Here is a 20,141-nt window from a genome sequence, read left to right as displayed (position 1 = left end):
GCTGCCGTCACGACGATTGCGAGGCAGGGCGACGGTGCGTGTCTTGATTACGACGACCGCAGGCGCGAGCGCGGCGGGGTATGACGCGGCTCGCGGCCTCGGTCATGGCGACGGGCTTGTGTCGATCGCCTACAGCCTTTCGAATATTTCCGTCATCATTTTTGCGCTTTTGCTCCAGCAATATTTTTCCGCGTGATGGATTCCCTTCCGCTTGAGCTCGGCTCTGAGATCGTCGGAATCCAGCAGGCGCCGCAATTTTTCCGCAATGTCGTCCTGCGAATATGGATCGCAGTACAGCGTCGCATCGGAGCAGACCTCCGGTAGCGCCGCGGCTTTTCCGACGATCGTCGGACAGCCGTATCGCATCGCTTCAAGGGGCGGAATACCGAAACCTTCGTAAATTGACGGATACAGGAAGCAAACCGCATTTTGATACAGCGCCTTCAGTTGCTCGTCGCTGATGTAGCCGACGTACTTGATGTTCGGTTCTGCCGCCGCTACATGATCCTGGTTGCCGAACACGGTCGTGTTTCTCATCCCGACGATGACGAGATCGACCGACGGATCGTCGAGTTGCCGAAATGCCGCGATGAGCCGGCCGAAGTTCTTGGTGGGATTCATGCTGCTGACCGCGAGCACGAACCGGTTCGGCGTCAGCGAATGTGCGTCGAGCACGCTCGCGTCGGGCTCCAGCGAGTCGAGGTGATCCGCCCCGAGCGGAACGACGCTGATTTTCTCGGTGGAGATACCGCAGTGGTACGCGAGGCGATCCCGTGAAAAACGGGAATTGGTCAGCACGCAAGCGGAGGTTCTCGCCAGGATCCAGAACATGATCCGGTACCACATCCGAAACGACCGCGAAAAATGTGCAGGCGTGTCGAATACCGCCGCATCATGCATGTAGATGATCTGGTTGCGGATGAAAATGGACGCCGAATTGCCGAGATTGACGAGGCGCCCGGAGCGGGCGAAAAACGGCAGGACCAGTTGCTCCCAGACGACGCCTTTGTGAATGCCGACCTTGACGGTCCGCGCTCCATTCACCTCGACGCCAGGCTGGGGAGGCATAAGGAGGGTCACCGGGTCTTGCGGCTGAAACTTGATGAGCGCGGCGATCAGCTCGCGCGCCACTCGTTGCACTCCGGTCGTCTTCTGTGTCGTAAATCGACCGTTGTAAAGGAGCTGTTTCGGTTTTTTGAAAGCGGTCATGTCCATCATTGCATATCGAATTCAGAATCGGGCCTTGATGTGATCCAGGGCAACCGGTTCGAAACCGCGAGTACCGGCGTGAGACTCGACGGTATCCAGACCGTACAAGGCGTGCCACTGCCGGAAGACCGTGTTCATCGAAAACCTTTGAACCGCCCGCGTTCGGGCCGCGGTACCCATTTTTTCGCGAAGTTGCCGGTCGTCGCGCAGCTTGGTCAGATACGCGGCCATCTCGTCGACGCTTGACGCGACATATCCGGTCACGCCGTGAACCACCACATCGCGATTGCCGACGACGTCCGTCACCACGGCCGGGATGCCAGCAACCTGGGCCTCGATCAATGCGACCGGCATGCCTTCCCAGCGAGAGGTCTGGACATAGATGTCCAGTCCCGACGTGAGTGCCAGCGCGTGCGCGCGAGTCACCCAGCCGCTGCAGATGACGGCCTTGCCCTGGCGCGGATCCGGAATCTCGTTGGCGTCGCCGCCGATCCAGAGGAAGTCGACGTCGGCGCGCCGCAGTTTGGCGGCGAGTTCGACGAATGCATGATGGTTCTTCTGAAACGATGCCCGACCGCTCATTCCGATCACGGTTTTGCCATCGTCTCGTGTTCGGCGGGGCAGGATCTCGGCAACATCGACACCGTTTTCCACGAGGACGGCCGATTTGGCGCGGACCTTTTCCTTGATCTCGCCGAGTTCGCTGCCCGAGCAAGCGACAATGGTGCCGCCGATATGCGCGGCGATGCGTTCGAAGTTCAGATAGGCGCTTTGCCGCATGCGCGAAATGTCGAAGCGCAGGAACGAAAGCCCGTGAGGCGAATAGAGGACCCTGGCATCGGGGGCGGCAATCCTCGAAGCGAGACGCCCCAGCACACCGGCCTTCGACGAATGCAGATGAATCGCGGCCGGTCTGCAGTCGCGAAGAATCCTGACCAGCGCGCGTACGCTCAGCAGATCCTGCCGGATGCTGACCTCGCGAGTCATGTCGACGTGGATCAGCTTCACGTCAGGCCGAAACAGCGTCGAGAAATCGGCCGGTGTTTCCGGTCGAATCGAGTGCAGTACCGTTACGTCGATGCCGGCCGCCGCGGCATGGTTGGCAAGCTGGGTCAACATCGACAGCACGCCGCCACCGAACGCCTCGGCGATATGAACGATCTTTTTTGTGGTCATCTTTCGGCCTGTCGGTTCGATCGCGTTTTTCATCGCTCGTCGTGAAAGTGGTTGGACGGCGGATTGTCAAATTGCCGACGGTTGCGCAGATGCAATGCCATGCCGATGAGATATGGATTCCTAATTTGTGAATCCATGAAGATCGAGAACATTGAATCCGTCGCGCCGGGGCCAAAGGTGCGTGATCCACTGGCGCCGCAGGTGGCGTCGACGCAGGTTGAGATCGGGCCACAGCCACGCGAGATCACGCGACCGAAAGTACCTGCCGTGACGTACATCCGGTGCTTGAGTCATTGTGCAGCGCATGCGCGACGCGCTGGGTGCGATGGCTTACCGACGGAGGGATTAGTCGATCGCGGCTGCTGTCTGACGACATTCGTCGAGCGATTTGTCGTGCGGGTATTCGCGCGATGTACGCGTAACGCTTCGTGGAATGGCGCCGCACCACGTCGAGCTGGTGCCGGATATCTTGGTGTGCTGACGCACCGAGGGCCGCCCGGATCGAATGGTCCAATGGAAGGCGCCGTTCCGTTCGTTTCAACGGAGTCGCCGGTCTGCGCGGCGCTCGACGGTTGGCCGGAATACAGCCGGTTGCCATCGCCGGGAGCGATCGATGTCCAGGCAGCCGGCATGAATCATGTCTACCGCGAAAGCGGTTGTTCGAGCGCGCGTGCCAGCGCCGTGCGCCAGATTGTTCGAGGGAACGGATTCACTATGCGTGCTTCACGATGCCTGTCTCGCGTATGCGCCGTGATCGCCGGCATGTTCATGGCTGGTGGGTTGTGGTGGCCTGGGTGCGCCGTGGCGGCGCCCGGCGTGTCCACAGCAGGTACACGGCATGAGGAGGTGCCGGATGCGTACGTTTATCCCGCTTCCGGCTCGGCCGATCAGGCGGATGAGCTGCAACGCGTGCTGGACGGCTTGCGTCCCGGGCAGCGACTGGTGTTCGCGCCTGGGCGGTATGTGGTCGGCCGTTCGTTGATCGTGCGGCGGCCGCATGTCGTGTTGTCGGGGTACGGCGCGACGCTGACGGCGACCAGGCCGGGTGACCAGACGATCGAGATGCGGGGCGACGGTACGACGCTGGTCGGATTCCGGCTCAAGGGCACCGGCACGACGCGTCTCGCGTCGCGGGAGTCGACCAAGGTCGAGGTCACGGGGCACGACGTGCAGGTGCTCGACAACGTCGTCGAAGGCGGTGCCAGCGCCGGCATTTTCGTGTTTGGCGGCTCGGACGTCGCGATCGTCGGAAACGAGGTACTGTCGACGCTTGCCGACGGCATTCACATGACGCATGGTGCGCGCGACGTGCTGGTTCAAGGCAATGTCGTGCGTGACACCGGTGACGACATGATTGCCGTGGTGAGCTACCGCGGCGACGGGGTGCTGAGCCGCAACGTGCTGATCACGCGTAACTCGCTCGAAGGCAACACGTGGGGGCGCGGAATTACGGTGGTCGGTGGCGCGGACGTGACGATCTCGAACAACATCGTACGCAACGTACAGGTGAGCGCGGGGATTCTCGTCGCACAGGAGGACAGCTTCCAAACCTACGGCGCGTCCGGTGTCCGGATTGAGAATAATGTGATTGCGAACATCCAGACGGCGACCGGCCGGACCGATCCCCGCCCGCTCACGCAGCAGGGCGCGATAGAGGTCAGCACGTGGTCCGGCGCGGTGACGCAAGTGGCCGTGGTCGGCAATCGCGTATCGCAAGCACGCTTCGACGGCATTCGCCTGTGGGGGAACGTGTCCGGGGTCCGGCTCGCAGACAATCAACTGTCGGGGATCGGCGGCATGCCGGTACGGGTTGGCCCGAAGCACGATTGCGTGGTCGACTCCCCGACATCCGGGCCGTGTGCGATGACGCTTCAATCCCGCTCGGTCGCGCCTGACGTAGTCGGTGCGGATACGTCGTTGCTCCCGCGCGTACGCGAACTCGTCGGGCAGCCTCGTTGATTCCCGGCGCCGCCGGTCGACGGCGGAACGCGCGTCGCGAACGACGTCGACCGCTATCGGGTTCGCATGCGACGCGGGCGGCGCGTCGTGTCCGCTATGTCTGTTGGGCCGGCAGTGCCTCGACCGCCCGCCCATACTGATCCTCGAAGCGAACGATATCGTCCTCGCCGAGATAGTTGCCCGACTGCACCTCGATGATTTCGAGCGGAATCCGGCCGGGATTCTCGAGTCGATGCACTTCGCCGACGGCGATGTACGTCGATTCGTTCTCGCCGAGCAGGAATGTTTCAGTGCCGCGCGTCACCTTCGCGGTGCCGCGCACGACGATCCAGTGCTCGGCGCGGTGATAGTGCATCTGCAACGACAGCCGCTTGCCGGGTTCGACCACGATCCGCTTCACCTGGAAGCGCTCGCCGAAATCGATCGAATCGTAGTGGCCCCACGGCCGCTGCACCTTGCGATGCTCGCTCGCCTGTGGTCGCTGGTCGGTCTTCAGGCGCGCGACGATGTTCTTCACACGCTGCACGTCGTGCTTGTTCGCGACCAGCACCGCGTCGGCCGTCTCGATCACGACGACGTCCTTCATCCCGACGCATGCGATGAGGCGGCCTTCCGAGCGCACGAGGCTGTCCTGCGTATCCTCGAACACGATCGGGCCGCGCGCGACGTTGCCGTCGTCGTCCTTCGGCATGATTTCCCAGATCGCGTCCCACGTGCCGACGTCCGACCAGCCGGCCGCGAGCGGCACCACGATGCCTTCGATGCCGAGTTCGCCATGCTCCGCGAGGCGCTCCATCACCGCATAGTCGATCGAATCCGATGGGCACGCGTCGAAGGCCGCCGCATCGATCCGGAAGAACGGATCGTCGGCGACACCCGCGCGCCACGCGGTCTCGCAGGCCGCGTGGATGTCCGGCGCGAGCGCACCGATCGCCTTCAGCCAGACCGATGCGCGTGTGACGAAGATCCCGCTGTTCCACCAGTAGTCGCCCGATTGCAGGTAACGCTCGGCGAGCGTCGCGTCGGGTTTTTCGACGAAACGCCCGATCGCGTAGCCGCCCTGGCTGCCGTGGCGGCCGGAGCGCGGCTCGCCGACCTGGATGTAGCCGTAGCCCGTTTCCGCGCGACGCGGCAGCACGCCGAGCGTGACGATCGCGCCTTCCTGCGCGTAGCGCGCCGCGCGCGCGACCGCATCCTGGAACGCGCCGTCATCGACGATCACGTGGTCGGCCGGCATCACGGCGAGCACGGGATCGTCCGCGAGCGCGCTCGCGTCGAACGCGGCCAGCGTCAGCGCGGGCGCGGTGTTGCGCGCGGCAGGCTCCAGCAGGATGCGGGCGGGCGCCGAGCGACCGTGCACCTGCTCGGCGCTCATGAAGCGATGCTGTTCGCCGCATACCAGCAGCAGCGTATCGCCGAGCGACGCGTTCGCGATGCCGTTCAGGCGGCGCGCGGTTGCCGACAGCGGCGATTCGTTCGAGACCAGCTCGATCAGCTGCTTCGGATACTGTTCGCGCGACAGCGGCCACAGCCGCGTGCCGGAGCCGCCGGCGAGAATCACCGGCAGGATGCTCGGCAGATCGGGCTCGGGAACCGGATGAAGGGTGCGGGTCATCGGTTCGCTCCGGTATCGGCGGGTAGCCGGGTGTGAGCGCGGCCGTCGGCGCGCGAGTCGTCGTTGCGCGAGACCGAAACGGCCCGCGACAGCAGGTGACGCAGCGCGCCGGCGGCGCGGTCGGCCGACCGGACCAGGCCGACGAACGGCGCACCCTGTTCGAGATACGGGCCGTAGGCCTTGCGGAATCCGAACCGTTTGTAGAACGCCTGACGCGGCGCAGGGACGTGCGTGCGCACCGCGGTGTCCGGCCATGCGGCCTGCGCGGCGGTGAGCGCGCGCCCGATCAGCCGCTCGAGCGTGTCGTCGTCGCGGCAGCTTTCGCTCGTCAGCACCTTGTCGATCACGACGTCAGGATCGATGTCGTCGCCTGGCAGGATGCGCGCGTACGCGGCGACTTCCGTCGTGTCGCCGTCGTGCACGCTCGCGAAGACGTGCAGCGCGCCCGCGTCCTTGCCGTCGATGTCGAGATGCGTGTGGGCATCCTCGACCACCAGCACGGCGTTGCGCGCGCGCAGGATTGCATAGAGATCGACGGCGCTCAGATGTTCGAATTCACAACAATGCCATTCCATGATGCTGTCCTCGCGTGATGCCTTCGGCACGTCGCGCCGCACGGACGCGATCGTTCCGTGCGGCGCGGCGATCTTCATCATCCGGAAGCACGGTCCGGCGGTCTGTTCGAAAGCCTACTCACGCTCCGGATTCGCATGCCGGGCGCGGGATACGAGGCGATGTTCGCGACGCGCGAGCGTCGCAATGTGCGGTAGCACACACCGTCGGGGCCGGTGCCTTTTCATAATTGATTCATCGTGGCGGCGTGCAGCGAAGTGCGGCCGGAGGACATCGCGCACGAACTGGGCGCCGGGCGCGGGACCGACGATTGCGAGTTCACGATGGGCGCTCGTGCATGACGGCGCCGGGCACCGGTTCGTCGTCGATTGCCTCGCGCAGGCCGGTTCATGAGGCCTCGCGGCGTTTCATTTGGAATCGTGCGCACCTGCGCGGTGCACACGTCCGGCCGGCGGTATGCTGCCGGTTGCGCGCATGTATGGCTGTCGCGATCTGCGGTGCGTCTGCTTCCGTTCGAACCGCGCGGGTCATCCGGTCTGGCGAGAAAGGATGGCCATCATGCTGCACCGCACGACGTGTGTGCCGGCGCGCGGCGTTCACGCCGATCGGCGGGAATTCGCCTAAAAGCGCCGGCGCGACGCGACGCCGCTGATTACGACGTGTAACGGCCGGGCGGTCCGTGCGCGGCCGGAAGGCGGAGCGGCTACCCGGCGGTGCGCGCGATTATGCGATCCGGGAAGCACGGTACTGCGGTTTTGGGGAGATTTCGATGGAAATCGCGGGCAATCGACGGAATCAATCTTGCAGAAAAGTAGTATTTGCCACTGATTGACGGGAATGGTCAGAGATAATCAAATCTCAGTGGTCAAACGCGCGGAGCGCGCGGCCACGGGCAGCGTAACCGACTGATTCAGGTTTATCTTTTGGTAACAAGGTCATCTCGAAACGGGGTGTAAATTCAGGTGCGGATGAAATGGGGCGGTCAATCCGGGCGCGGTTTGGCGGCCCTCCGGTTCAGCATCGGGCGCGACTGTCGTGTACGACGCGACGCACATGCGGACGGAATTTCCGTTTGCCGACGTGCCCCGCCTGACGGCGGGTCGCTTCAAAGCCGGAATGTTGTGGCTCCCGCAGCCGCGCATTCCGTTCGAGTTCGATGACAACGAGGCCGGATGACATCCGGCTCGACCTCCGGGGGTTCTCGCCGTGTGCAGTTTCGATCTTCGCCAAAGCTGCGGAAACGCAGCGCGGAAAGGCGGCCATGCGCCGCCGGCCGCAGCGCACGCGAACGGTTCGCGGAGTGCAGAAAGTGATGGTTCGTTATGAATATGCCAATAACGCGCGATAAGAGCGCCGGCGCGGGGAGCGGTAACGGGCAGCGTCCGCTGATTTACTGGACGCAATCGCCGTCCGTGATGCTGCGAAAGGAATTGTCGCGCCGCGACTGGAAAGTGTCGGTCGTCGCCCATGCGAGCGAGCTGCGCGACACGTCCGGCGAAATTACGTGCGGCATTCTCGATCTGAGCGGCGGCCACGCCGATGCGATCGGCAGCATCGCGTCGACCTGCGCGTCGATGCGCGACGTCGTCTGGGTGGCGCTCGTGGATGTCGGCCAGACCGCGTCGCCGAACGTGCGGGCGCTGTTGCGCGACTACTGTTTCGATTACGTGACATTACCGGCGTCGCATCAGCGGATCGCCGATACGGTCGGCCATGCCTACGGCATGGAATGCCTGTTCGCGCGCGATCGCGAACAGCTCGAATCGGAGGAAAAGGGCATCGTGGGCACCTGCAGCGCGATGCTGCGGCTGTTCGATACGGTGCGGCGTTTCGCGCGCACCGACGCACCGGTGTTCGTGTTCGGCGAAACGGGAACCGGCAAGGAACTCACGGCGCTGGCGATCCACCGCCATTCGGAGCGGCGCAACGGCCCGTTCGTCGCGGTCAACTGCGGTGCGATTCCGCCGCACCTGCTGCAATCGGAACTGTTCGGCTACGAGCGTGGCGCGTTTACCGGCGCGAACGCGCGCAAGATCGGCTACGTCGAAGCCGCGAACGGCGGCACGCTGCTGCTCGACGAGATCGGCGACCTGCCGCACGAAAGCCAGGCGAGCCTGCTGCGGTTTCTGCAGGAGCGTTCGATTCACCGTCTTGGCGGCAGCGACCCGGTGCCGGTCGACGTCCGGATCGTGTCGGCGACGCACGTCGACCTGCGCGATGCGATGGAGGAAGGGCGTTTTCGCGCCGACCTGTTCCACCGTCTGTGCGTGATGCGCATCGACCAGCCGCCGCTGCGGGCACGCGGCAAGGACATCGAACTGCTCGCGCACCACATGCTCGAACGCTTTCGCGGCGATGCGCGCCATCGCGTGCGCGGGTTTTCGACGGATGCGATCACGGCGCTCTACAAGCACGACTGGCCGGGCAATGTCCGCGAGCTGATCAACCGCGTGCGCCGGGCGGTCGTGATGACGGAAGGGCGCCTGATCACCGCGCAGGATCTCGAGCTCGAATACTGTCTCGACGCGGCGTCGCCGTCGGTGGCCGACATCCGCAAGTCGATCGAGCGCGAGGCGATAGAAACCGCGTTGCTGCGCACGCGTGGGCGCGTCGCCGCTTCGGCGCGCGAACTCGGCGTGTCGCGCGCGACGCTGTATCGCTGGATGGAGGCGTACGGTATCGAGCGACCGCGCGGCACCGGCTCGTCCGACTGAGGCGCGGCACTGACACGGAGCGGCACGACGCTCGCGGCGGCCGCGAGCGTCGCGTCACCCGGCCTGCGTGGCCCGCACCGCGCGCGCGGCGTTCACCGCGCGGATGTCTACCGTCGGTGGCGCGCTGTCGCCAGCCGTCGCGGGCTTCCCGTCGGTTTGCAACGGAACGAGCGCGATGCGCGCCGGCGTGCCCGGCGCGAGATGGAACCAGTCGTCGCTCGGCATGAAACCCGGCGCGTCGATCTGCACGTGGCGTGCGACGTGCCGCGTATCGATGTCGACGTGCCAGGTCTCGCCGGTGCGTGACACGCATGCCTCGATCCCGGGTTCGCGGCGCGCCAGCACGGCCGGATGCGTGCGGGACGGAAAATGGAACGCCTGCGACAGCAGCGTGCCGTCGTCGGCGCGCAGCGTTGCAACGACCGTATCGTGTTCGCATGGGCCGAAGCGGTACGCGTAGGTCCAGTCGAAGAAGCGGCCGAGCAGCTCGGCCGAGCCGAGCCGCACGGTGTCGTGCGCGGCGATCCGCACCGGGCCGCCGGCCCGTGCGACCGGCGTGCGGCCGTCGCGCAGCGCGACCAGTTCGACCGCCGCCGACAGCGGCGCCGGGCGTTCGTTGACGACATGCACGTCGAGCCCGTTCAGGCCTTCGTCGACCAGCAGTACCTGGATCGGCTGCAGCACCTGGCGCAGCGCATACCAGGCCGATTTCGGCCGGTGCGCGGCGTCGATCACGCCCCATCCGGCGCCGGGCATCACGTCCTGGAACTGCCACACGAGCGCGCCGGCGCAACGCGAGCCGCTGCGTCGCCATTCGGAAAAGGTCTCGCGCATCACGTCAGCGATCACCGCACGCGACAGCTCGAAATAGCGTGCCGGGTCCTCGCGCCGCAGCCGGTCCGGCGCGACGTCGTACAGCGTCTGCAGATAGTGGTCGCGGATATCTTCGAAATCCCACGACGTGCCGGGGTCGCGCGGCACGGCCGCCTTCCAGCGCGGCTCGTGCACGCCCGGCCAGCCGAGTTCGGCGAGCGTCGCATCGCACGGCACGTTCGCGAACGCGAGGCATTCGCTCGCAAAGCGCACGTCCGCGCGGCGCGCATCGTCGAGCGGACGCAGGTACGCGCCGACGCCGTAGTAGTGCGACACGCGTTCGCGCGGCGTGAACGGCAGCACGCCGCCGTCGGGCGAATCGGGCACGTACGGAACATCGGGGCGGTGCGCGGCCGCGTGGCCGGCCAGCCGGTAGGCCGTCAGCTCGAGGAAGCGCTGCTTCGGCCCGAGCCCGGACATCGCGGCCTGTTGCGCGATCTCGCTGCCGCCGCACAGCACGGCCAGCGACGGCGACGCGCCGTGACGCAACAGCAACTGGCTCGCTTCGCGATCGACGTTGGCCGCGAACGCGGGATCGTCGAGCGCGTAATCGAAGTTCGCGAAGCCGAATTCCTGCCAGACCAGCAGTCCGAGCCGGTCGCACCAGGCGTGGAACGCGTCGGCCTCGTAGGTCATCGTGCCGCCGACGCGGATCATGTTGAAACCGGCGTCGCGCGCGAGCCCGAGCAGGCGGCCGTAGGTCGCGTCGTCCGCGTGCAGCGCGAGCGGCGCGGCGCTGCTCCAGCATGCGCCGCGCGCGAATACGGGCACGCCGTTGATGCGCAGCCCGAACCCCTTGCCGTCTGCGCCGGAATCGATCTCGATCGTGCGGAACCCCGTCGAGCCGAGCGGCAGGCGCGCGTCGCCGATATGCAGCGTGATCTCGTAGAGCGCCGGTTCGCCGTGCGTATGCGGCCACCAGCGACGCACGTTCGGTATCGCGACGCTCGCGCGCAACTGGCCGGCGCCGGCGCGTTCGAGCGTCGCGTGATGGTCGCCGCACGACAGCCGCGCGACGAGCGGTTCGGGTAGCGGTGCGGCGAACGTCAGTTCCGCGTCGAGCCAGCCTGTGTCGCCGTCGACGCGTGCATGCAGTTTGCAATCGCTCGGAACGGGCCCGTCGGCCGGATCGAGCACGTCGACGGGCCGCCACGGGCCGGTCGGGACATACGGCGGAAACCAGCCCGGCATGTGCCCGAACAGCGACGTGCGGATCGTGCGCAGCGCGGCCGGTTCCGCGAGCCGCGTGCGCCAGCGCGCACGGCGCGGCGCGCGCGCGTCGCGCAGGTGCGGCGCGAGCGCACGGAAACACACGGTCAGCCGGTGCGTGCCGTCGAGCGACACCGGTACGTCGTGCGCGACGAACATGCTGTCCGAGTGGTGGATCGGCGTGTCGTCGAGCCAGGCCTGCGCGAGCGTCGCGAGGCCGTGAAAGCGCAGGATGCGCGGCCCGCGCCCGCGCAGCTCGAGCCGGTACCAGTGGTCGCGCTCGTCGAGCGACGCGGCTTCGTCGAGCCGGCCAGCCAACGCGAGCGCCTGCGCGACCGTGCCGGGCACCGGCGCGGCGATCCAGCCGCCGTGGTCGTCCGGGAGGTCGCGCGGGTCGCGCACGGCGCCGGCGGCCGTCGCCAGCAGCGACCACGCGGGCAGGGCGCGCGCGCGCGTCACCGCATGACCGACACGGGTGCCGTGTCGTAGCGCACGGGTGTCACGTGCCGCAGCGGCGCACCGATCTGCCGCGCGCACGCGACGAGGTCGGTGTACGCGGCCTCGATCGCCTCGAGCGTCGAATCGCCGCGCTCTTCCTTGCCGCGCGCGCACGCGCGTGCGAGCCGGAATTCGAGCACCATCGCTTCCGACGCGATGCGATCGCACGCGGCGCGGATCTCGGCGAACGGCCCGGTGCAGCCGCTTGCCTGCAGCCAGCGGGCATAGTGGCCGAACAGTTCGAAATTCGCGCCGAGCTGCCGCACCGAATTGAACGAGTACGCATGGAAATGCTCGAGCGGCGCTTCCGCGAGGATGGGCGCGTCGGCCTGCAACTGCCGGCGGAATGCCGCGATCGGATCGACGACCGGCAGGCGCCGCAGGTGACGCTGCAACGCGGCCAGCGACGCTTCGCAGAGCGCGCGTTCGTCGAGCGGCGCAAAGCGCCGCTTCGCGCATTCGACGTACGGCGGCAGCGTCATCGGCGAACTGCCGCCGACGAGCCCGTTGTAATCGAAATCCTCGGCGACGTAATAGCCGCTGTTGTGGAAGTAGCCGATCTGCTGCTTCTCGCGGTCGATCGCGTCGATGCCGATCGTCGTCTTCGTGTGCTGCGCGCGGTAGCTGCTGCCGCGCGTATCGGGCAGGAACCACGCATCGACCTCGACGATCATCAGATGGCCGCGCGCGACCTGCGTCTCGATGTGCTGGTCGAGCGGCTCGTAGATCGAATGTTCCTGCACGACGATCCCGTAGAGCCGCTCCAGTTCGTCGTGCGGAAACTTGAAGAACGTGAACTGATCGCCCTCGAAGTCGAGCGCGATCGTGAACGGCAGCGCCGCGTACGGATTGAGGCCCCACCACCGGAGCACCTCGAGCCACATGTCGACATAGCAGTTGGTCTGCTTCCAGACCATCTCCTGACTGTGCAGCGGGTGCGGCCGGTAGTGGCGCGCGCGGTGGCGCACGTCCTCGAACGACGCGTCTTCGCCGTCGCGGGAAACGAACCTCATCGCGTACCCCACAGCACGTCGCGAACCTCGCGCGGCCATGCGTCGATGTCGAAGCCATGGTGGCGGAACAGCGCGAGCGTGAGCCGCTCGAGGCCGAAGCCGACGCAGCCCGTGTGCGCGACGTCGCCCGTCGCGGTGCGGATGTCCCACAGCAGCCCGAAGTGGTCCATGTGGTAGTTGAAGCTCAGGCACGCGGTCTGGCGGTCGTCGTGCTCGATCGGGATCAGCAGCTCGAATTTCAGGTTCTGCTCGCGCTGGCTGTTCGCGACGATCTTGCCGCCGCGCCCGAAGAACGGGTCGTTCGCGAGATCGATCGCATTCGGCAGGCGTAGCGCTTCGATCATCCGCGTGCCGCGCTCGATCCACGTCTCGCGGAACGAGACGATCTGCTCGGGCGTGCCGATCCGCACGTATTCGCGCATCCGGAACAACTGCATGCGGGTCGGGTCGAGCGACGGTTCGTGACGGAAGCAGTACGAGAACACGTCGACGATCCGGCCGTCGGCGGGCAGCGCGCCCGCGCGGGCGACGACGGGATACACGGGGTAGCACGCGGCCGGTGTCATCACGACGTAGGTCGGCTTCTGGCTTTCGGTCCAGTCGTCGCCGCGATCGAGGCATTGCAGCACGCGCTGATGCTGGCGCTCGTCGCCGCAGAACGCATGCACGCTGCCCGCCAGTTGCGGGAAGCTCTTCATGTATTCGCTGCGCTCGAACTCGGTGCGGCTCATCGCCGGCGGGAAGCGCAGCACTTCGGCCTGCTGGTCGGCGCCGACGCGCGTGACGAACGCGTCGAGCGCCTCGACCACGCGCTCGAATCGTTCGCTGCGACCGAACAGGCCCTGGATGCCGGTCGAGACCAGCAGGCCCGCGTCGATCAGCGCGTCGCGCAGCGGATTGACGCCCGCGCGGTCGAGCGGTGCGTCGGCGGGAGCGGAGGCGGCGGAGGGCACGGCGAGGCGATCGTTCACGTATGTTTCTCCAGCGTCGCAGGACGCAGCGCGAGCAACAGGCTCGCAGTGTTGGCGGCAATGCGGTCGTTGCTGATCATCAGCGGCGCCGCGTGCAGGTCGCGAATGTGGCGGCCGATGCTGAACGGCGTGCCTTGCTTGTAGCCGGCCATCCCGCAGATCATCATCGCCTGGTGCGCGACTTCGAGCGCGGTTGCCGACACGTAGGTCTTCAGCGTATTGATCTCGGCGGCCCAGGCCATGCCGGCCGACCACGAGCGGGCCGACGCGTTCGCGTGGAGGCGCAGCACGTTGTCGACGCGGGCCTGCATCGCCTGCATCAGCGCGAGCGATTCGGCGATGCGCCGCGCGGCGGGCGACGGTGCGCCGTCGGTCTGGCGCGCCTGCGCGCGGAAAAACTGGTGCGCGCGATGGAACGCGTCGCCGGCGACGCCGATCCACACCGCGGCCCACAGGATGTGCGAGACCGGCACCATCGTTTCTTCGGCGATCTTCGCGAACGGCACCGGCAGGCATTGCACGGCGGCGCCTTGCGCGTCGAGCACGAAGCCGTTGCTGCAGGTGCCGCGCATGCCGAGCGTGTCCCATTCGCCGCGGCGCGTGAGCGTATAGCCGTCGCGCAGCAGCGTGACGAGCACCTGCTCGGAAGCCGGCGCGTCCGCATCGCGTCGCGCGGTCGCGAGAATGCCGTCGGCATAGTCGCCGTACGAGATCGTCGGCGCGGATTTGTGCAGCCGGAACCCGCCGCCGTCGGTTTCGAGGGCGCACTGGCTCGCGCGCAGGTTGCCGCCGACGCCGTCTTCCGACGTGGCCGAGGCGAGCAGCCACTGGTGACGCACGAGCTGTTGCAGGAACAGCTTGTGCCAGCCCTGGTCGGCGGCGTGATTGACGATGCAGGCGACCTGGATCTGGTGCATCGCGAACACCATCGCCGACGATGCACAGGCCTGGCCGAGGATCGAGCAGGCCGACGCGATGCCTTCCAGCGACGCGCCAGCGCCGCCGAGATGGGTCGGCACCATCGCGCCGAGCAGGCGGCGCGCGCGCATCGCCTCGATCGCCTCGACCGGGCAGCGCGCGTCGCGATCGACCGCATCGGCATGCTGGGCGGCGATCTGTGCGACCGCATGCGCGGCCTCGTCGAGCCGATGCGAATCGCTGTCGGGCGCGAGTTCGGGTAGCAGCGCGCTCATGCGGAATGCTCGGTGCGTTGCAGCGTGGCGATCGTGTCCGCGAGTGCGTCGATGCTGCGGAACAGGTTGCGGTTCAGCATCTCGTCGGGAATCTCGATGTTGAACTGCTTTTCGATCGCGAGCATCAGCTGGATCGTATCGAGCGAGGAGAGGCCCGCTTCGTAGAGGTCGTCCCCGTCACCGATCGAATCGATCGCGGCTTCGAGATGGGCGACGTGCTTCAGGATGGTTCTGATTTCGTTTTTCACGTGCTGCTCCGGCGTGCGTGGTGTCGTCCGCTCGGGCAGACGCGCGACAAGCGCTGACATCCCCCCGGCAGTCCGGCATCAGTAGACCATTGGCAGACACGGCGTTCTGTTCGCCACCCTACAAACAGCTGACCCTGCACGCGGGCGGCGCCGTCGCGCCGTCCCGGTCCGGCACGTTGATCACGTGCGCGACGCGGCCGGCACGCCCGAGTCGGCCGACAGGATGCGCTTCATCTCGTCGCGCACGATCGCGCGGCAGCCGCACGACATTTTTTCGAGGCCGTCGAGGTCCGCGAGCTCGATCGAGCTGCGGTATTGCCGGATCAGGCCGAGTTTCTGGATTTCGCCGGCGGCGTCCGTGACCGTCTCCCGCCGCACGCCGAGCATTTGCGCGAGCATGCTGTGCGTCACCTGGATCTCGATGCTGCGCGTGCGATCGAACGCGAGCAGGAACCATCTGCATAACTGATGTTTGAGCACGTGGTGACGGCTGCAGAACGTGATCTGCGACACCTGCGCCATCAGCAGCCGCACGCAGACGAACACGAGATGGCGAATCACCGGCGACGCGTCGAACGCGGCGGCGAAGACGCGCCGGTCGAGCCGGTAGACGAAGCCGTCGCGGCACGCGAGCGCACGACACGGCATCCGGCCGCTGCCGCCGATCACGTCGTCGCAGACCACGCTTTCGCTGCCGATCTCCGCGACTTCCAGCGTCATGCCGCCGGACGACACGTACTGCAGCGAAATCGCGGTCGTGACCGGCAGGTAGACGGCCGTGAGCATTTCGCCGGGTTCGCACAGCACTTGCCCGGATTTCAGGTGAACGAGTTGAAGGTGGGGCGTCAGCGTGGCGAGTTCGTCGCGGTCGATGGCCGCGAGAAACCGGTTGGCGTCGAAGCTGTGGGAAAGCTCGATCATGCCGTTCGCATACGCGACGGCGTCGGGGGCCTGGTGAGTCACGGCGCATCCTCGCAGGGTGGCGGTCGCGCGTCGTCGCGGCGAATCCCGCAACGGGGATTTCGCACGATCGTGCGGACTTGTGTTGATCGAAAGCGGAATGACGATACTGGCGAAAAAGGCTAGCACGCAATCGAATTCGGGCAATTTCGCATTACGTCATTTCACAAAGTTTGACGATTGCGGTTCAGTGCAAACGTTATGCCGATTTAATGATTCATTTTCAAGCGATTAATTGTCCGGAAATGGATTGGTGCGCTTTCCTGTCATTCGATGTCGAACCGGAATCAATCGAACGACGTGGCGTATCGTACAACGAAAGGCTCCCGCGACATTGAACATTATTTGACAAATAAACGGGGAGCGCCTGATTTTTCATTGGGATCAATGGCTTGAGCATGATGTGTGCGGTAGCGGACAGAGCCTCGAATTAGTGTCCCGATTCAAATTTGAGACAGTTTGAAACAAGCGTGTGAGGTGTGGTCGCGTCGGCAAATGCTGCGCTGCACATCACGGAAACAATTGAAAATCGGCTGTAAGTATTTGAACGGTAAGCGTCGCGGCCGTCCTCCGATCGCCCGCGGCCGATGCACGGGAATTGATCAGTCGAATGTGCGCTGTGTCCGTTGCGTGGAGGAGTGTCCGGAAATGAGACGTTTTTTTGATTTTGGGGACGGTTATTCGGGTGCGCTAAATCGGACGTGATTCATATATTAAGGATGGACGGCTATTGGCACGTAAATCGCTTATTCGGGCTGGCGTGTCGAAACGGGACAGTCGACTCAATCCGGCGATGACAAGCCGATGGTCAGTCGGATTCAGGGTTGTGGGCCGCAACCGCTGTCAATGTCCGGGCGCGCATCGCGATAACGAGTTCCGTGCACGCGGCTGCAGGCGGCGCGGACAATAAAAGGGATACAGACATGCTTCATCTTCACTCGAGCTACTCGGCGAATGCCATCCTTGCTGCCCTCCCGGAGGACAGCATCCGCACCATCGCACCGCATCTCGAACTGGTCAGGATCAAGGCCGGGATGCTCGACCGGGTCGGCGAGCCGATGCGTCATCTGCACTTTCCGACGACGGCGATGATGTCGGTCCAGCACCTGATGGAAGACGGCGCGATGGTCGAGGTGGCGGTGGTCGGCCGCGAGGGCGTGGTCGGGTTGGGCACGCTGGTCGGCGGCGTCGCCGCGTCGAGTCGGGTCGAGGTGCGGATCGGCGGGATGGCGTATCGCGTGCCGAGTTGCGTGATGCGCGCCGAGTTCGAGCGGTCGCCGCAGACCTATCGGCTGCTGCTCAACACCTGCCAGGCGACGATGGCGCAGATCTCGCGCAGCGCACTGTGCAATCGGCACCATTCGGTCAGCGAGCAACTCAGCCGCTGGCTGCTGCTCGCGCACGACCGGATCGACGGCGACGAGCTGACCGTCACCCAGCAGACGATCGCGAACATGCTCGGCGTGCGGCGCGAAGGCGTGACGGAAGCGGCCGGGAACCTGCAGGAAGCCGGCCTGATCCGGCAGCGCCGCGGCCGCATCACGGTGCTCGACCGCGATGGCCTCGAACATCACGCGTGCGAATGCTACGACCTGATTCGCGCGGACTATCGCCGGCTGCTCGGCACGCGCGGGAATACGAGGCCGGCGACGGTTCGCCCGCGCATGCCGGAAGGGCGTTGCGGTTTCCCGGCGCACGGTGCGTGACGATGCAGTCGATGTCCGGTGGAACGAATGCGATGCGGCGCGCCGCGATCGCGGCGGCCGACGTCGTGCTCGTGCTGGCCGGCGCGCTCGTCGCGCTGGCTGCGTCGGGTCTCGGCTGGCATGCGCTGTCCGACGCGCAGCGCGGCGCGATCGCGCTGCTGTGCGTGCTGACGGTGGCGCTGCTGCCGCGCTACCTGCGCACCGTGCGCGGCGGCGTCGCGGTGCAGGGCGGCGCGCACCCGCTGACGCACACGCTGGTGGCGGTGGTGTGCGCGAGCGTGCTGACGGTGGCCGGCACGATGTGGATCATGAATCGCGGCGGCACCGTCACGACCCGCTGGATCGTGCGCACGGTGCTCGCCGGTGACGCGGCGCTGCTGCTCGGCCGCGCGGCGTTGCTGGCGTTCGCGCTGACGCGCGGCGATCCGCGGGGGCGGCAACGTCGCGTCGCCGTCGTCGGCGCAACCGGCTACGGGCGGGTGGCGATCGAGCGGATGCAGCGCGCGCCGAATGGCCCGTTCGTGGCCGCGTGCGTATTCGACGACGATGCGCAGACCGCCGCGGGCGGCATCGGCGGCGTGCCGGTGATCGACGACTGGCCCACGTTGCGCGACCTGATTCGGGGCGGCGACATCGACGAGGTCTGGCTCACGCTGCCGATGTCGCACGAGTGGCGGATCCAGCGCATCGTGCGCGAATTGCGCGACGAGTTCGTCGAGTTGCGGCTATTGCCCGACGTGCGGCAGATGGCGGTCGTCGATCGCTCCGCGACCGACCTGCTCGGCATGCCGGCGATCAATCTCGCGACCACGCCGCGCGCCGCGCCGGAGCTATGGGCCAAGTTCGCGTTCGACCGGCTGTTCGCGTTCGGCGTGCTGATTCCGTTGCTGCCGCTGCTGACGATGGTGGCGATCGCGGTCAAGCTGTCGTCGCCGGGGCCGGTGCTGTTCAAGCAGCGCCGCAAGGGCGTCGACGGCCGCGAGTTCCATATCCTGAAGTTCCGGACGATGCGCGTGCACCGCGTGCAGCCGGGCGTGGTGCGGCAGGCGTCGCGCAACGATTCGCGCATCACGCGTGTCGGCGCATTCCTGCGGCGCACGTCGCTCGACGAGCTGCCGCAGTTCTTCAACGTGCTGTTCGGGCAGATGTCGGTGGTCGGCCCGCGTCCGCACGCGATCGAACACGACGACCTCTATCGGCAACTGATCGATTGCTACATGTACCGCTACCGCGTGCGGCCCGGCATCACCGGATGGGCGCAGGTGAACGGCTATCGTGGCGAAACGCGCAAGGTCGAGGCGATGGAGGCGCGCGTGAAGTTCGATCTGTTCTACATGCAGAACTGGAGTTTCTGGTTCGACATCAAGATCATCCTGATGACGGTGGTGCGCGGCTTCATCGGGCGCAATGCATTCTAAGGAAGACGAATCATCGAAGCGGCGCCGCGCGAGCGACCGTATCGACGGAATGAGGCCGGCTCGTGCGCACGGAACGAAGCGATGTGGCCGCATGGGAAATTGCTGCGCTGCGTTTGCGCCGACGGGGCTTCGCCACGCGCCCCTTCGGTCGCGATTCCGCGTCCGTCCCCAGTTTCGTCCCTCCGCCGTCGCATGACCGGCACGCTGATTCCGGTCAACACACGCGTGTTCAATGGGTTTATCCTGCGTCGAATGCGTCCGGCGTTTTGCGCGTCCGGTCGCATCATCCGGATGCGGCGGCGCAGGTCATGCCTGCGCGTCGCGCACCGGCGCGATACCGCGCGCCGCCTTTCTTCGCGCGGAACCGGAACAGGAGAGACGGCCATGTCGCTCGACCAACAACAACGGCAGACGCTGAAACAGCGGCTGAACGAGAGCGAGCAGGCGCTGCGTGCGGAGATCCGCACGAGCGAAGACCAGCGCGCGTCGGAATCCTATGCGGATCTGGCCGGCGCGGCGCCGGACGAGGGCGACGAGGCGAATGCCGACCTGTTCGTCGACGTCGACCATGCGTTGATCGGGATGAAGCTGACCGAACTGCGCGCGATCGGGCGCGCCCAGCAGCGGATGCGTGACGGCAGTTACGGCGAATGCATCGACTGCGACGGCGCGGTCGGCTACGAGCGGCTGCTGGCGCGGCCGACCGCCGAACGTTGCACGCATTGCCAATCGATCTACGAACGACGCTACGCGACGACACCGCGCGCGTCGCTCTGACGCCGCGGCTCCAGCCGCGCGGTACGCGC

General features: G+C 66.2%; 16 protein-coding genes. 5 read left to right on the top strand and 11 right to left on the bottom strand.

Annotated elements, in window-relative coordinates; genetic code table 11:
• Window positions 1–129 precede the first annotated feature (129 nt).
• From DTA15_RS23540 to DTA15_RS38890, 3 genes are read right to left on the bottom strand one after another with little or no spacing between them, the layout of a single operon-like run.
• Window positions 130–1,209 (bottom strand): glycosyltransferase family 4 protein, encoded by a 1,080-nt coding sequence (locus tag DTA15_RS23540; protein WP_006490756.1) that lies wholly within the window; start codon window positions 1,207–1,209, stop codon window positions 130–132.
• Between the two features lie 21 nt (window positions 1,210–1,230).
• Complete coding sequence (locus DTA15_RS23535; protein WP_012493290.1) at window positions 1,231–2,385, bottom strand: glycosyltransferase; 1,155 nt, start codon at window positions 2,383–2,385, stop codon at window positions 1,231–1,233.
• Between the two features lie 29 nt (window positions 2,386–2,414).
• Entirely contained in the window at window positions 2,415–2,663 is a 249-nt protein-coding gene (locus DTA15_RS38890; protein WP_143274668.1) for a hypothetical protein, read from the bottom strand.
• Between the two features lie 436 nt (window positions 2,664–3,099).
• Between DTA15_RS38890 and DTA15_RS23530 the strand changes: the two genes are divergently transcribed.
• Entirely contained in the window at window positions 3,100–4,344 is a 1,245-nt protein-coding gene (locus DTA15_RS23530) for a right-handed parallel beta-helix repeat-containing protein (RefSeq protein ID WP_012493291.1), read from the top strand.
• A gap of 94 nt (window positions 4,345–4,438) precedes the next feature.
• Here the strand turns inward: DTA15_RS23530 and DTA15_RS23525 are convergent, their stop codons facing one another.
• The gene (locus tag DTA15_RS23525; protein ID WP_006490764.1) at window positions 4,439–5,959 is read right to left on the bottom strand and encodes a mannose-1-phosphate guanylyltransferase/mannose-6-phosphate isomerase; all 1,521 of its coding nucleotides are present in this window, start codon (window positions 5,957–5,959) and stop codon (window positions 4,439–4,441) included.
• Window positions 5,956–6,534, bottom strand: a complete 579-nt coding sequence (locus DTA15_RS23520; protein WP_012493292.1) for a GNAT family protein — start codon at window positions 6,532–6,534, stop codon at window positions 5,956–5,958. The genes DTA15_RS23525 and DTA15_RS23520 overlap by 4 nt, the downstream gene beginning before the upstream one ends.
• A gap of 1,320 nt (window positions 6,535–7,854) precedes the next feature.
• Between DTA15_RS23520 and DTA15_RS23510 the strand changes: the two genes are divergently transcribed.
• Complete coding sequence (locus DTA15_RS23510) at window positions 7,855–9,246, top strand: sigma-54 dependent transcriptional regulator (protein ID WP_012493293.1); 1,392 nt, start codon at window positions 7,855–7,857, stop codon at window positions 9,244–9,246.
• Between the two features lie 54 nt (window positions 9,247–9,300).
• On the opposite strand, the gene DTA15_RS23505 is transcribed toward DTA15_RS23510, so the two are convergent.
• The 6 genes from DTA15_RS23505 to DTA15_RS23480 form a co-directional block, all read right to left on the bottom strand.
• Complete coding sequence (locus tag DTA15_RS23505; protein WP_012493294.1) at window positions 9,301–11,787, bottom strand: glycoside hydrolase family 2 protein; 2,487 nt, start codon at window positions 11,785–11,787, stop codon at window positions 9,301–9,303.
• On the bottom strand, window positions 11,784–12,839 hold the full coding sequence (locus DTA15_RS23500; protein WP_012493295.1) for a DUF1839 family protein: 1,056 nt from the start codon (window positions 12,837–12,839) through the stop codon (window positions 11,784–11,786). Before DTA15_RS23500 ends, DTA15_RS23505 begins: the two co-directional genes overlap by 4 nt.
• On the bottom strand, window positions 12,836–13,810 hold the full coding sequence (locus tag DTA15_RS23495) for an amino acid--[acyl-carrier-protein] ligase (RefSeq protein ID WP_006490442.1): 975 nt from the start codon (window positions 13,808–13,810) through the stop codon (window positions 12,836–12,838). Before DTA15_RS23495 ends, DTA15_RS23500 begins: the two co-directional genes overlap by 4 nt.
• Window positions 13,807–15,003 carry an acyl-CoA dehydrogenase family protein gene (locus tag DTA15_RS23490; RefSeq protein WP_006490448.1) on the bottom strand — a complete coding sequence of 399 codons (1,197 nt, stop codon included), beginning with the start codon at window positions 15,001–15,003 and terminating at the stop codon, window positions 13,807–13,809. Before DTA15_RS23490 ends, DTA15_RS23495 begins: the two co-directional genes overlap by 4 nt.
• A complete protein-coding gene (locus DTA15_RS23485) occupies window positions 15,000–15,251 on the bottom strand; it encodes an acyl carrier protein (RefSeq protein ID WP_006490451.1) in 252 nt (83 codons plus the stop codon). The genes DTA15_RS23490 and DTA15_RS23485 overlap by 4 nt, the downstream gene beginning before the upstream one ends.
• 180 nt (window positions 15,252–15,431) lie before the next feature.
• Window positions 15,432–16,214, bottom strand: coding sequence for a Crp/Fnr family transcriptional regulator (locus DTA15_RS23480; RefSeq protein WP_006494986.1), 783 nt, complete (start codon window positions 16,212–16,214; stop codon window positions 15,432–15,434).
• A gap of 920 nt (window positions 16,215–17,134) precedes the next feature.
• On the opposite strand from DTA15_RS23480, the gene DTA15_RS23475 reads away from it, so the two are divergent.
• The 3 genes from DTA15_RS23475 (at window position 17,135) to DTA15_RS23465 (ending at window position 20,112) form a co-directional block, all read left to right on the top strand.
• Complete coding sequence (locus DTA15_RS23475) at window positions 17,135–17,917, top strand: Crp/Fnr family transcriptional regulator (protein WP_006494985.1); 783 nt, start codon at window positions 17,135–17,137, stop codon at window positions 17,915–17,917.
• A gap of 11 nt (window positions 17,918–17,928) precedes the next feature.
• A complete protein-coding gene (locus tag DTA15_RS23470) occupies window positions 17,929–19,335 on the top strand; it encodes an undecaprenyl-phosphate glucose phosphotransferase (protein WP_034178582.1) in 1,407 nt (468 codons plus the stop codon).
• A 384-nt stretch (window positions 19,336–19,719) separates the two neighbouring features.
• Window positions 19,720–20,112: a TraR/DksA family transcriptional regulator gene (locus DTA15_RS23465; protein WP_012493297.1), complete on the top strand. Its 393-nt coding sequence runs from the start codon at window positions 19,720–19,722 to the stop codon at window positions 20,110–20,112.
• Window positions 20,113–20,141 lie beyond the last annotated feature (29 nt).

The sequence above is a fragment of the Burkholderia cenocepacia genome (assembly GCF_900446215.1).
Taxonomy (GTDB): domain Bacteria; phylum Pseudomonadota; class Gammaproteobacteria; order Burkholderiales; family Burkholderiaceae; genus Burkholderia; species Burkholderia cenocepacia.
Note: the sequence above shows the minus strand (reverse complement) of the source record. Positions and strands in the feature narration are given on the sequence as shown.

What these genes read in the sequence shown, in the direction of transcription:
- DTA15_RS23470 (WP_034178582.1), top strand. Translation starts at nt 17,929, where the DNA reads ATGTCCGGTGGAACGAATGCGATGCGGCGCGCCGCGATCGCGGCGGCC.
- DTA15_RS23500 (WP_012493295.1), bottom strand. Translation starts at nt 12,839, where the DNA reads ATGAGGTTCGTTTCCCGCGACGGCGAAGACGCGTCGTTCGAGGACGTG.
- DTA15_RS23540 (WP_006490756.1), bottom strand. Translation starts at nt 1,209, where the DNA reads ATGACCGCTTTCAAAAAACCGAAACAGCTCCTTTACAACGGTCGATTT.
- DTA15_RS23520 (WP_012493292.1), bottom strand. Translation starts at nt 6,534, where the DNA reads ATGGAATGGCATTGTTGTGAATTCGAACATCTGAGCGCCGTCGATCTC.
- DTA15_RS38890 (WP_143274668.1), bottom strand. Translation starts at nt 2,663, where the DNA reads ATGTACGTCACGGCAGGTACTTTCGGTCGCGTGATCTCGCGTGGCTGT.
- DTA15_RS23535 (WP_012493290.1), bottom strand. Translation starts at nt 2,385, where the DNA reads ATGACCACAAAAAAGATCGTTCATATCGCCGAGGCGTTCGGTGGCGGC.
- DTA15_RS23465 (WP_012493297.1), top strand. Translation starts at nt 19,720, where the DNA reads ATGTCGCTCGACCAACAACAACGGCAGACGCTGAAACAGCGGCTGAAC.
- DTA15_RS23530 (WP_012493291.1), top strand. Translation starts at nt 3,100, where the DNA reads ATGCGTGCTTCACGATGCCTGTCTCGCGTATGCGCCGTGATCGCCGGC.
- DTA15_RS23510 (WP_012493293.1), top strand. Translation starts at nt 7,855, where the DNA reads ATGAATATGCCAATAACGCGCGATAAGAGCGCCGGCGCGGGGAGCGGT.
- DTA15_RS23490 (WP_006490448.1), bottom strand. Translation starts at nt 15,003, where the DNA reads ATGAGCGCGCTGCTACCCGAACTCGCGCCCGACAGCGATTCGCATCGG.
- DTA15_RS23475 (WP_006494985.1), top strand. Translation starts at nt 17,135, where the DNA reads ATGCTTCATCTTCACTCGAGCTACTCGGCGAATGCCATCCTTGCTGCC.
- DTA15_RS23525 (WP_006490764.1), bottom strand. Translation starts at nt 5,959, where the DNA reads ATGACCCGCACCCTTCATCCGGTTCCCGAGCCCGATCTGCCGAGCATC.